At 73.0% G+C, this 12,110-nt stretch carries 12 protein-coding genes; 5 read left to right on the top strand and 7 right to left on the bottom strand.

Annotation, left to right across the window (positions count from 1 at the left end):
* Window positions 1–35 precede the first annotated feature (35 nt).
* Window positions 36–1,130 carry a type I restriction enzyme HsdR N-terminal domain-containing protein gene (locus tag JN535_RS18205; protein ID WP_144681728.1) on the bottom strand — a complete coding sequence of 365 codons (1,095 nt, stop codon included), beginning with the start codon at window positions 1,128–1,130 and terminating at the stop codon, window positions 36–38.
* Window positions 1,131–1,225: 95 nt separating this feature from the next.
* Here JN535_RS18205 and JN535_RS18200 point away from each other — a divergent pair, with 95 nt between their 5' ends.
* Window positions 1,226–1,399 carry a hypothetical protein gene (locus JN535_RS18200; RefSeq protein WP_205207229.1) on the top strand — a complete coding sequence of 58 codons (174 nt, stop codon included), beginning with the start codon at window positions 1,226–1,228 and terminating at the stop codon, window positions 1,397–1,399.
* Between the two features lie 62 nt (window positions 1,400–1,461).
* On the opposite strand, the gene JN535_RS18195 is transcribed toward JN535_RS18200, so the two are convergent.
* Window positions 1,462–1,794, bottom strand: a complete 333-nt coding sequence (locus JN535_RS18195) for a nuclear transport factor 2 family protein (protein ID WP_205207228.1) — start codon at window positions 1,792–1,794, stop codon at window positions 1,462–1,464.
* Window positions 1,795–1,835: 41 nt separating this feature from the next.
* On the bottom strand, window positions 1,836–2,648 hold the full coding sequence (locus tag JN535_RS18190) for an SDR family NAD(P)-dependent oxidoreductase (RefSeq protein WP_205207227.1): 813 nt from the start codon (window positions 2,646–2,648) through the stop codon (window positions 1,836–1,838).
* Between the two features lie 70 nt (window positions 2,649–2,718).
* Here JN535_RS18190 and JN535_RS18185 point away from each other — a divergent pair, with 70 nt between their 5' ends.
* Both JN535_RS18185 and JN535_RS18180 read left to right on the top strand, forming a co-directional pair.
* Window positions 2,719–3,723: a C-terminal binding protein gene (locus JN535_RS18185; RefSeq protein ID WP_205207226.1), complete on the top strand. Its 1,005-nt coding sequence runs from the start codon at window positions 2,719–2,721 to the stop codon at window positions 3,721–3,723.
* Between the two features lie 84 nt (window positions 3,724–3,807).
* Window positions 3,808–4,662, top strand: coding sequence for a fumarylacetoacetate hydrolase family protein (locus JN535_RS18180; protein ID WP_205207225.1), 855 nt, complete (start codon window positions 3,808–3,810; stop codon window positions 4,660–4,662).
* A gap of 16 nt (window positions 4,663–4,678) precedes the next feature.
* Here JN535_RS18180 and JN535_RS18175 read toward each other — a convergent pair whose 3' ends face one another.
* Entirely contained in the window at window positions 4,679–5,551 is an 873-nt protein-coding gene (locus JN535_RS18175) for an SMP-30/gluconolactonase/LRE family protein (RefSeq protein ID WP_240201421.1), read from the bottom strand.
* Window positions 5,552–5,760: 209 nt separating this feature from the next.
* On the opposite strand from JN535_RS18175, the gene trpS reads away from it, so the two are divergent.
* Complete coding sequence (trpS, locus tag JN535_RS18170) at window positions 5,761–6,924, top strand: tryptophan--tRNA ligase (RefSeq protein WP_205207224.1); 1,164 nt, start codon at window positions 5,761–5,763, stop codon at window positions 6,922–6,924.
* Between the two features lie 109 nt (window positions 6,925–7,033).
* Here the strand turns inward: trpS and JN535_RS18165 are convergent, their stop codons facing one another.
* From JN535_RS18165 to JN535_RS18155, 3 genes are all read right to left on the bottom strand, one after another.
* Window positions 7,034–7,720, bottom strand: coding sequence for a DUF4153 domain-containing protein (locus tag JN535_RS18165; RefSeq protein WP_205207223.1), 687 nt, complete (start codon window positions 7,718–7,720; stop codon window positions 7,034–7,036).
* On the bottom strand, window positions 7,717–8,376 hold the full coding sequence (locus JN535_RS18160; protein ID WP_205207222.1) for a PRC-barrel domain-containing protein: 660 nt from the start codon (window positions 8,374–8,376) through the stop codon (window positions 7,717–7,719). The genes JN535_RS18165 and JN535_RS18160 overlap by 4 nt, the downstream gene beginning before the upstream one ends.
* A gap of 150 nt (window positions 8,377–8,526) precedes the next feature.
* Window positions 8,527–10,467, bottom strand: coding sequence for a phosphoenolpyruvate carboxykinase (GTP) (locus tag JN535_RS18155; protein ID WP_205207221.1), 1,941 nt, complete (start codon window positions 10,465–10,467; stop codon window positions 8,527–8,529).
* Window positions 10,468–10,586: 119 nt separating this feature from the next.
* Between JN535_RS18155 and JN535_RS18150 the strand changes: the two genes are divergently transcribed.
* A complete protein-coding gene (locus JN535_RS18150) occupies window positions 10,587–12,107 on the top strand; it encodes an XRE family transcriptional regulator (protein ID WP_205207220.1) in 1,521 nt (506 codons plus the stop codon).
* Window positions 12,108–12,110: the final 3 nt, after the last annotated feature.

Genomic DNA, 12,110 nt, shown 5'->3' with positions numbered 1-12,110 from the left:
GGCGGGATTACCGACGCGGGGCGGTCCGTCACCCTCTAGAGGTAGTTGTGGACGGTCTTGCGCACGTGCTCGGCGTGCTCGTAGATCTCGTCGAGGGACGTGATCGGGTGCCGCGTCTCGACCTTGTTCTCGTCGAACAGCCCGAGATACCTCTGCCCGGTGTTGAAGTGCAGGCGCGCGATCGGCTTGCGGTTGTTGTCGTCCAGCAGGACACCCATGTAGCTCTTGGTGTCACGATGCACGATCCGGGCCGGTGAGACCTCGCTGCACGCGATCGCGCGGATGATCTGATACCCCTCGATCTCGTCGAGGGTCGTCTCGATACCCCGGTCGTCGGGGCGTGCCGCTTCGGCGACACTCTCCTGTGCTGCCTCGGTGCCGGTCATCGGCACGCTGCCCGCGTCCGGGTACGCCTGGCCACCGAGCGCCGCCTTCAGCCTGTCGTTGACCTGGTCGGCGAGGAACTGCTTCATCGCCTTGGCGACGAGGATCCTGAACTGCTCCTTCACCTTCTGCGTGAACGAGCCGTCGTACACCCGGTTCGTGAGCGCCTTGATCCACTCGTCGTCCGGCTCGCGGAACTGAGCGGCGAGCGCACGCTTCAGAGCGCCGATGTACTTGAGCTCCTCCGCAGCGCTGACGACGGACTCCAGATCGAACGTGTCCTTCGTGAGCTTCTGCACCTCGGGGATGAGCGTCTCGTCCAGGTCGAGCAAATCGAGCTGGAGGAAGGGCTTCTCGTCCATGCGGTTGGGCTTGTCGAGATCGGTGAAGAAGTGGAAGTGCTGCCCGTTCGTGAGGATGGCGATCCGGGCGTTGGTCGTCGCGAAGTAGCGGAACAGCTGGGAGGCGTGGTTCAGGCTCAGCGGGGACCCGATCGTCTTCGCCTCGACGAGCATCTGGAGCTCGCCGTCCTTGACGATCGCGTAGTCGATCTTCTCGCCCTTCTTCGTCCCGACGTCCGCCGTGAACTCGGGGATCACCTCGTTCGGGTTGAAGACGTCGTACCCGAGGACCAATGAGATGAACGGCATGACGAACGCGTTCTTCGTCGCTTCCTCGGTGCCGATCGTCGCCTTCTGCTGCTGGATCTTCGTCGCCAATGACGCCAGTCGTTCGCCGATCTCCACAGTGAGTTCCCCCTGGTCGTGCCGTTGCGAAAGGTTGCGGGGGAGCCTAGTGCGCTGTCTCGGACATGGACAGAGCGAGGCGTTAGCCTCAGCGGGTGAATATCGGGAGCCGTGCAGAAGCCTCTGAGGTGGACGACCTGGCGCGCCCGGTGGAGACGGCCGACGATCTGGCAGATCTCCGCGCCGCGCAGGCGGCTCGCGACGAGCTGAGCGGCTCGGGGACTGCGTTGCCCTGGGAACAGGTCAAGGCTGACCTCGGCCTCGTGTGAGGCGCGGATCGAGGTCGCGCCTGCCGCGTCCCGACACGTGCAGGAGATCGTAGGCCGGCGCGTCAGCCCTTGACCATGCTCGCGCTGGTGATGAGGCCGTCGCGGACCTCGAACGTCGCGATGGTCTCGCCGGTGCCGTTCGACGTCGTGACGAGCTCGCGCGCGACGAGCCAGCGGTCGCCGAACGTCACGGACGCGTCGATGACGCAGTGCAGCGCGGTGTCCTCGAACCGGCTCGCGTAGAACGCGCGCAGGGCGTCGCGGCCGACGATCGGCTCGGGGGTCACGCCGCTCACGACGGCGTCGGGCGCGTAGGTCGCGCAGAACGCGTCGAGGTCGCGGACGTTGAAGGTGTCGACCTGGGCGGTGACGACGGCGGACGGGGACGTGCTCATGGGTGCCTCCTCGGGCAGGGGGTGGGCGGGGGAGCTGGGCGTCAGTCGATCCGGATGCCGCCGTTGACGTCGTACGTCGCGCCGGTGACGAACCCGGCGCGCGGGGAGGCGAGGGCCGCGACGACCCAGGCGACGTCGTCGGGCGTGCCGAAGTCCCCGAGGGGGATGGACGCGGTGAGCCCGGCGCGCGCGTCGGGGGCGAGCTGGTCGGTGATCGCGCTCGTCACGGGGCCGGGCGTCACGGCGTTCACGCGGATGCCCTCGCTCGCGAGGATGCGCGCGAAGGAGCGCGTGATCGCGAGGATCGCGGCCTTGCTCGCGGCGTAGTGCACGCCGGTCTTCAGTGCGCCCTGCTCGCCCGCGATGGACGAGAGGTTGACGATCGCGCGGTCGCGCGCGGTCCGCTCGTCGGGCGTGGCGGTCGCCCCAGCGGGCTCGGGCCGGTCCGCGCGCAGCAGCGGGAGCGCGGCGCGCGACAGCACGAACGTGCCGCGCGCGTTGGTCTCCATGACGAGGTCCCACTCGTCGAGCTCGATGTCGTCGAGCGCGCGGTAGGGGCACACGCCGCCGTTGTTGACGAGCACGTCGAGGCGTCCCCAGGCGTCGGTGACCTCGGCGACGAGCGCCTCGACGGACGCGGTGTCGCGCAGGTCGAGGCGGGAGACGCGCGTCGCGGCGCCCTCCTCCTCGCACCGAGCGGCGGTGGCGCGCGCGCCGGCCTCGCCGCCGGTGTACGTGAGCCAGACGTCGTGCCCGTCGCGCGCGAGCTGGAGGGCGGTGGCGGCGCCGATGCCGGAGCTGGCGCCGGTGACGAGGGCGAGTCGGCGGCGGGCGCCGTCCGGGGCAAGGGTCATGAGGCCACGCTATAGCATCCGGGCGGCCCGAGGGTTGGTCGAGGGTGCTATTTGCTATAGCATCCATCGCATGACAGCCGACACCGTCGTCATCACCGACTGCGACCTGCCCGGGACCGCGTGCGAGGACACCCTGACCGCCGCCGGGCTGCGGGCCGTGCGCGCCGCCGCGCGCACCGAGGACGAGGTGATCGCCGCCGTCGAGGAGGCCGCCGCGAGCGGGTCCGTGCCCTCCGCGCTCGTCGTGCAGTGGGCCCCGATCACGGCCCGCGTGCTCGACGCCGTCGCCGGGCCGGGCGGGGTGCGCATGGTCTCGCGCATGGGCATCGGCTACGACATGGTCGACGTCGCGGCCGCCACCGAGCGCGGCGTCGCCGTCGCGAACACCCCGACCTACTGCATCGAGGAGGTCGCGAGCCACACGGTCGCGATGATCCTCACGCTCGACCGCGGCCTCGTCGCCTACGACCGCGCGCTGCGCGCCGGCACGTGGGCGCCGACGGCGCAGCACGCCGCGCGCCTGTCCAGCACGGTCGTCGCCGTGATCGGGTACGGGCGGATCGGCTCCGAGGTCGCGCGCTCCGCCCGCGCGCTCGGCTACCGCGTGCTCGTGCACGACCCGTTCGTCGATCCGCAGGCCGTGGCGTCCGACGGGCACGAGGCCGTGGGGATCGACGAGGCCGTCGCGCGCGCCGACGTCATCACGCTGCACGCGCCGCTCACCGACTCGACGCGCCACCTGCTCGACGCCCGCACGCTCGCCACCGCGAAGCCGGGGGTGCGGGTCGTCAACACGTGCCGGGGGCCGCTCATCGACGAGGACGCGCTCGCCGACGCGCTCGCGTCCGGCCACGTGGGCTCGGCCGCGCTCGACGTCTACGCGACCGAGCCGCTGCCCGCCGACTCGCGCCTGCGCACCCTGGACAACGTGCTGCTCACCCCGCACGCCGCGTGGTTCTCGCCCGAGGCCATGCAGGACCTCCCCGTGCACACCGCGCGCAACGCCGTCGACTTCCTCGCGGGCCGGCCCGTGCCGTCGATCGTCAACCCGGACCACGCGCGCGCCCTCGCCTGAGAACGCGCACACTGCTCTCGCACCGCGGCGCTCCGCAGCACGCCGCGGTCGGCCCCGCCCGCCCCAGACCTAGGAGACCCACCCGTGCAGCTCGTCCGACTCGGCCCCCTCGGCCAGGAGCGTCCCGCCGTCCGCGAGGACGGGGTCGTGTACTCCCTCGACCCGCTCACCCGCGACATCGACGGCGCGTTCCTCGCGGCCGACGGCGTCGGCCGGGTCCGCGCGGCGCTCGCCGCGGGCGCGCTGCCCGTGCTCGACGGCGCGGACGATCTGCGCGTCGGCGCGCCCGTCGCCCGGCCCACGGCCGTCGTCTGCATCGGGATGAACTACGCGGAGCACGCCGCCGAGTCCGGCTCGGCACCGCCGGAGGTCCCGATCGTCTTCTGGAAGCACTCGAACACGGTCGTCGGCCCGCACGACGACGTCCTCGTGCCGCCCGGCGCGACGACGGTCGACTGGGAGGTCGAGCTCGGCGTCGTGATCGGCCGGCGGGCGCGCTACCTGTCGTCGCCCCAGGAGGCGCTCGACCACGTCGCGGGCTACGTCCTGTCGCACGACGTCTCCGAGCGCGACTACCAGATGAAGGTCTCCGGCGGTCAGTGGTCCAAGGGCAAGAGCTGCGAGACGTTCAACCCGCTCGGCCCGTGGCTCGTCCCCGCCGACGAGGTGGACGTCCAGAACCTCGGGCTCCGGTCCTGGGTCAACGGCGAGCCCCGCCAGGACTCGACGACGGCCGACATGATCTTCGACGTCGCGTACCTCGTGCACCACCTGTCGCAGTACATGGTCCTCGAGCCCGGCGACCTCATCAACACCGGGACACCGCAGGGCGTCGCCCTGTCCGGGCGCTTTCCCTACCTGCGTGCGGGCGACGTCGTCGCGCTCGAGATCGACGGCCTGGGCCGCGCCGAGCAGCGCGTGCGCGACGCCGTCCGCTGAGGCCCCGCGGCGCCGCTCAGCCCGCGAACGGCAGGGCCGGGAGCCCCCGGACCCCCGGCTCCGCCACGAACAGCGACCCCGACGCGGCCTCGTCCGCGTCGGGGTCGTCCAGTCCCTGGCGCGACGTCGTGACGAACAACCGGTCGAGGTCGTCGCCGCCGAACGTGCACGCGCTCACCTGCGACACCGGGAGCGGCACGACGGCGTCGAGCGTGCCGTCGGGGGAGTAGCGCTGGACCGCGCCGCCGCCCCACAGCGCCACCCAGACGCCGCCCTCCGCGTCGACCGTGAGGCCGTCCGGCATGCCGTCGTCGGGGTCGATCTCCACGAACGGGCGACGCCGCACGAGACCGCGCGGGTCCTCCGCGGCCGGGACGACGTCGAGCACGTCGATCCGCCGCGTCGCCGAGTCGACGTAGTAGGCCCGGGACCCGTCCGGCGAGAACCCGAGCCCGTTCGACACCTCGATGCCGTCGAGCACGACGCGCGACGAGCCGTCAACCTCCACCCGGTACAGCGCGCTCGGCCGCTCGCCCTCCGCCTGGCCGCCCGCGTAGAACGCGCCGTCGGGTCCGGCGGCCCCCTCGTTGAGGCGGACCGTCGGGTCGTCGACGAGCGTCGCGAGCGTGCGGACCGGTGCACCGTCGTCGTCCGCGACCGCGACCGACCGCGCGAGCCCGACCACGAACCCGCCCCCGGTGCGCGGCCGCACCACGGCCGCGTGGTCGCCCACGTGGAGGCGGTCGACACCGCCGTCGGGCCGCAGCGTCAGGAGGTCGCCCGCGAGCATGTCCACGTAGCGGAGCCCGCCCCAGCCCGGCCACCACACCGGACCCTCCGCGTGGTAGGCGACGGGACCGGTGACGTTCTCGACGGAGATCTCGGGCATCCGACCATTCTCGCCGAGGGGCTCGGCCACGCGAGGCCGGGGCGTAGGGTGGGCGCATGATCACGCAGAGCTGGTGGTGGCTGCCCCCGCAGCCGTGACCTGTCCTGCCCACGTCCCGAGCTGCGCGCCGCAGCCGGGACGTCGTCATGTCCGGGCCGGTCCGGTCCTCGACCGGGCGTGGTGCGTGGCTCCCACCCCAGGAGAGCACCATGACCACGACCCTCGACCCGACCGGGACGATCCGTCCGACCGCTGCCGTCCCGGCGTCCGGCTCCTCGTCCGCGCCCTCGACCACGCTGCCGTCGTCGACCGCGTCCGTCGCCGCCGCGCGCGAGCGCTCCGCCCAGATCGAGGCGCGCCTCGCGACCGATCCGTCCGGGTTCCGCGTCCTCACGGGCGACCGCCCGACCGGGGCGCTGCACCTGGGCCACTACCTCGGCACCCTCGCGAACCGCGTCCGGCTCCAGGACGACGGCGTCGAGGTCGTGCTCGTCGTCGCCGACTACCAGGTGATCACCGACCGCGACGACCCCGGCGACCTGCGCGGGACCGTCCGCGAGGTCGTCCTCGACTACCTGGCCGCCGGCATCGATCCCGTCCGCACGACGATCTTCGCCCACTCCGCCGTCCCCGCCCTCAACCAGCTCCTGCTCCCGTTCCTCAGCCTCGTCACCACCGCCGAGATCGAGCGCAACCCGACCGTCAAGACCGAGGCCGCCGCGGCCGCGGCGCGGCAGGGCCGGCCCATGAGCGGCCTGCTCTTCACCTACCCGGTGCACCAGGCCGCCGACATCCTGTTCTGCCACGGGAACCTCGTCCCCGGCGGGCAGGACCAGCTCCCGCACGTCGAGATCACGCGCACCGTCGCCCGCCGCTTCAACCAGCGCTACGCCGCCGCGCAGCCGTACTTCCCCGAGCCCGACGTCCTGCTCGCGCCAGCGCCCACCGTGCTCGGCACCGACGGTCGCAAGATGAGCAAGTCCGCGGGCAACGCGCTCGAGCTGCGCGACGACGAGGACGCCACCGCGCGCTTCGTCCGCCGCCACCGCACCGACTCCGAGCGCCACGTGACCTACGAGCCCGAGCGTCGTCCCGAGGTCGCGAACCTCCTCACGCTCGGCGCGTTCGCCGCGGGGACGACGCCGGAGGCGCTCGCGGACGAGGTCGGCGCGGCGGGTGCGGGCCGGCTCAAGCAGGTGGTGACGGAGGCGCTCGTCGAGCACCTCCGTCCCCTGCGCGCCCGGCGGCGGGCGCTCGCCGCGGGCGACGGCCCCGACCCGCTCGACGTGCTGCGCGAGGGCAACGCCCGCGCGAACGCCATCGCTGACCGCACCCTCGCCGACGTCTGCGAGCTCATGGGCACGTCGTACTGACGAGGCACTGGCGCACTGGCGCCCGCGACGCGCCACGGGTCGAGTGCTGCACTCCCGGGCGCAGCGCTCTATCCCGGGCGCACCCGTCGGGGCGGCGGCCCTCCCGTCGTCAGACGTCCAGGCCGGCGCGGTCGACCTTGCGGTGGAAGCGCATGCCGGCGATGCCGCCGAGGACCGCGCCGACGAGGCTCACGACGGCGGCCGCGACGAGGGCGATGACACCGCCCGTCGTGAGGTCGCTCGCGCTCACCGGGATCTGGGGGAACGCGTTGAGCTGCGACAGCACGTTGTACTGGCTGCCTGCCACGAGGCCCAGGAGGGCGAGCACGATCGCGATGACCACGGCCCACAGCCACACCGCGAGGCCCTGCTTCGCGCCGTCGAAGCGCGCCATCCGGCCCGCGACGTACCCGCCGCAGAAGTAGGCGACGAACAGCACGACGACGAGCACGATGCCGCCGACGATGCCGATCGTGTCGGCGTTCTCGGTCGCCTGGTCCACGACCTCCTGGGCGTCGGTGGTGCCCGAGAGGCCGAAGGCCGCTCCCGCGGCGGCGGCCAGGGCGGTGAGGATGACGGCCGTCCCGGTGGCGGTGAGCCATCCGAAGAAGGCGGAGCCGAGCTTGATGCCGCCGTACTCCTCCTTCTCCCGTGCCACGACCGACTCCCGGTCGCGCGCCACAGGTCCGGGCGCTGCTCGGTCGTCCCCGGGGCGGTCCGCTCCGACGCGGTCGGCCGACCGGTCGGGGTCGCGGGGGTCGTCGGGGGGCGGGGTGGACCCGTAGCTGGTGCTCATGACCGGTGCTCCTCTCGGGACTCGTCTCCTGCGGATGTCTCTCTCGTGGCGTTCGTGCCACGAGGCTCGGGCGCCGGAGGGACCGCGTCGGCCGGAACGGTCTCGGTGACGTACTCGGTGACGACGTACCGACGCAGGCGGTACGTGTCGCCCGTGGCGGCCCCCGGGCCGGGGCGCGTGCCGCCGGACGCGGTGGCCGCGTCGTCCGTGGGCGGACCGGCGGCGTGCCTGCCGACCACACCCTCGTCGCGTGCTGCGCCGTCGCTCGCGTCGCCCTCGCCCGCCGCGCCCTCGTCCCGGGCTGTCTCGCCGGCGGAAGGGGCGTCGTCGGTGGAGGTCGTGCTCCGCCCGTAGTAGCGGTAGAGCTCCGCCTCCTCCTCGAGCGAGAGGTGCCCCTCGGAGTCGTCGACGCGGGGCGCGCCCTTGACCGTGTCCTTCGTGTACGGGACGCGGATCTCGTCGCCCTGGACGTCCGCGTCCGCGAGGGGCACGAAGGACTCGGCGGTGCCGAACAGGCCGGTCTTGACCGTCACCCACTCGGGCTCGCCGCTGCGGTCGTCGAGGAAGACCTGGCCGACCTTGCCGACCTTCTCACCGGCCTGCGAGACGACGGTGCCGCCGGAGAGCAGCCTCTCGATCTGGTCCGTGCTGATCATGGTGGGTCCTTCGGACGGTGCTGCGACAAGGCCCGTCTGCTGGAGCCGACCTCTCCATCGTGCGAGCGCGCACGGGCGCACGCACGTGGGCGGCACGCGCCCCGCGCCGCGTCAGCCGAGGGCGCGACGCGGTGCGGGGCGGCCGGCGGCTCAGGCGCCGAGCCGGTCGCGCAGCCGGGCGAGCTGTGCCCAGAGCTCGTCGGGGACGCGGTTGCCGAACGTGTCGAAGAACTCGGCGGTCAGCTCGGCCTCGGCGAGCCACTGCTCGGGCGAGACGTCGAACAGGGCGTCGAGGTCGCCGTCGTCCAGGTGCAGACCGCCGAGCTCGAGCGCACCGGGGGCGGGGAGCAGGCCGACAGGGCTCTTGACGGCGCCGCAGTCGGTGCGCACGCCGCGCGAACGGTCCACCTGCGCCGCGATCCACGCGAGCACGCGCGAGTTCTCGCCGAACCCGGGCCAGAGGAACCGGCCGTCGGCGTCCTTGCGGAACCAGTTGACCTGGAAGATCTTCGGTCGCTTGTCGGGGTCGAGCGACGCCCCCACGCGCAGCCAGTGCGCCCAGTGGTCGGCCATGTTGTAGCCGCAGAACGGCAGCATCGCGAAGGGGTCGCGACGCAGGGCGCCCACCGTGCCCTCGGCGGCGGCGGTCTGCTCGGAGGAGATGGTGGCGCCCATGAAGACGCCGTGCTCCCAGCCGTACGCCTGGGCGACGAGCGGCACGTTGGTCGCGCGGCGCCCGCCGAACACGATCGCGTCGATCGGTACGCCCTCGGGGTCCTCCCAGGAGTCGGCGATCGTCGGGCACTGCGCCGCGGAGACGGTGAACCGCGAGTTGGGGTGCGCGGCGGGACGGCCGGAGTCGGGCGTCCAGTCCTGGCCGGTCCAGTCGACCAGGTGCGCGGGCGGCTCGGGAGTCAGGCCCTCCCACCAGACGTCGCCGTCGTCGGTGAGCGCGACGTTCGTGAAGATCGTGTCGCGCGCGAACGTCTCGACCGCGGCGGGGTTGGTCTCGACGCCGGTGCCGGGCGCGACGCCGAAGAAGCCGGCCTCGGGGTTGATCGCGCGCAGGCGGCCGTCGGGGCCGGGGCGCAACCACGCGATGTCGTCGCCGATCGTCTCGACCGTCCAGCCCGGGATCGTCGGGCGCAGCATCGCGAGGTTCGTCTTGCCGCACGCCGAGGGGAACGCGGCGGCGAGGTGGTAGGCGCGACCCTCGGGCGACGTCGCGCGGATGAGCAGCATGTGCTCGGCGAGCCAGCCCTCGTCGCGCGCCATCGCAGAGGCGATGCGCAGCGCGAAGCACTTCTTGCCGAGCAGGGCGTTGCCGCCGTACCCCGAGCCGTACGACCAGATCTCGCGCGTCTCGGGGAAGTGGACGACGTACTTCGTGTCGTTGCACGGCCACGGCACGTCCTCGGAGACCGCCCCGGTGTCGTCGACGAGCGGCGCGCCGACCGAGTGGACCGCCGGGACGAACGGGGCGCCGGCGTCGATGAGGTCCATGACCTCCTGGCCGACGCGCGTCATGATCCCCATGCTCACCACCACGTACGGCGAGTCGGTCACCTCGATGCCAACCTGCGAGATCGGCCCGCCCACCGGGCCCATCGAGAACGGGACGACGTACATGGTCCGGCCCCGCATGGAGCCCTCGAAGACGCCACGCAGCTCGGCGCGCATGGCCTCGGGCTCGCGCCAGTTGTTCATCGGACCGGCGTCCACCTCGGCGCGCGAGCAGATGAACGTGCGCGACTCGACGCGTGCGACGTCGCTCGGGTCCGACCGCGCGAGGTAGCTGCCCGGGCGCAGCTCGGGGTCGAGGGGAAGCAGGGTCCCGGCGTCGACGAGGAGGTCGATGAGCCGCTGCTTCTCCGCCGCGGAGCCGTCGCACCACACGATCGCGTCCGGCTCGGTGAGGTTCGCGATCTCGCGCACCCAGGCGCGGGCGTCGCGCGGGCGCGGGTCGTCGCTCCCGAGCGTGGGGGCCGAGCCGGACGTGGCGCGCAGCCCGAGAAGGTCGGTCTCGACGTCGTCGAGCAGGGCGGCGGACCGCGTACAGCGCGGGTGGACGGTGCGGGCAGCTGTGCTCATCGGGGACGCTCCCAAGGGTCGGCGGTGGCCTCGTGCTCCCTCCAGCCTCACGCCGCGCATGGCGAGATTTCCAACCGAAACGCTGTGAAGATCCGTGGATCTTGACATATCGTCAAGCCATGGCTACTTCATCCTCCGTGCCGACGCCGGGCGGCGCGCTCGCCGGTCGCGCAGCGGAGCCGACCACGTCCGGGCCGCAGGCAGACCTCATCACGCTCGGCCGCCGTCTGCGCCACTTCCGCACGACCCGCGGCCTCACGCTGGACGCGCTCGGCGAGACGGTCGGCACCGCCCCGAGCCTGCTGTCGATGATCGAGAACGGTCGGCGCGAGCCGCGGCTGTCGCTCCTCCAGCACCTCGCCCAGGCGCTCGACGTGCCGCTCACGGACCTGCTCACCGACGAGCCGCCGTCGCGCCGCGCGGCCCTGGAGATCGCGCTGGACCGTGCGCAGCGCGGACCGCTGTTCGCCGGGCTCGGGCTGCCCGCCGTGAAGGCGAGCCAGAAGCTGCCCCTGCCCGTGCTGGAGAACCTCGTGGGTCTGCACGCCGAGCTCCAGCGGCGCGCGACCGAGGCCGTCGCGACGCCCGAGGAGGCGCGCCGCGCGAACACCGAGCTGCGTCTCGAACGGCAGGCGCGGGACAACTACTACCCGGAGATCGAGGAGCTCGCCGAGGACATGGCGCGCAAGGCCGGGTACACGGTCGGCGCGCTCACCCACCGCACCGTCGCGCGCATGGCCGAGCAGCTCGGCTTCACCATCTGGCACGTCGACGACCTGCCGCACTCGACGCGCACGGTGACGGACCTCGAGAACGGGCGCATCTACCTGCCGCCCGCGTCCATCCCCGGCGGGCACGGGCTCCGCTCGCTCGCGCTCCAGGCCATCGCGCACCGCGTCCTCGGGCACGAGCGCCCCCGGTCGTACGCCGAGTTCCTGCGCCAGCGCGTCGAGATCACGTACTTCGCGGCGTGCTGCCTCATCCCGCAGTCCGCCGCCGTCGAGTTCCTCGAGCGACGCAAGCGCGAGAAGGACCTCGCGGTCGAGGACTTCCGCGACTCGTTCGGCGTGACGCACGAGGCCGCGGCGCAGCGGTTCACCAACCTCGCGACCGTGCACCTCGGCATCCCGCTGCACTTCCTGCGCGTCGGCGACGACGGCGCCCTGTTCCGCGGGTACGAGAACGACGGCCTGCCCCTGCCCGCCGACGTGACCGGCGCGATCGAGGGCCAGATGGTCTGCCGCAAGTGGGCGGTCCGGGAGGCGTTCACGCGCCGCGACCGCGCGCAGGAGTCGTACCAGTACACCGACACGCCCGCCGGGACGTTCTGGTGCTCGACCCAGACCGGCACGACGACGACCGGTCAGTTCTCGATCGCCGTCGGCGTGCCGTTCGCGGCGGCCAAGTGGTTCCGCGGCCGCGACACGACCGTGCGGCGCCAGTCGTCGTGCCCGGACGAGTCGTGCTGCCGGCGCCCCGCCGCCGACGCTGCCGCGCGCTGGGAGGACGCCTCCTGGCCGAGCGCGCGCATGCACCAGCACGTGCTCTCCGCCCTCCCGTCCGGCGCCTTCCCGGGCGTCGACGCCACGGAGGTCTACGCCTTCCTGGCGAAGCACGCCCCGTCGCCCACCCCTCGCTGAGCG

It is taken from the genome of Cellulosimicrobium cellulans, assembly GCF_016921195.1.
In the GTDB taxonomy this organism is placed as follows: domain Bacteria; phylum Actinomycetota; class Actinomycetes; order Actinomycetales; family Cellulomonadaceae; genus Cellulosimicrobium; species Cellulosimicrobium cellulans_F.
This window is presented reverse-complemented; position numbering and strand designations above follow the sequence as displayed.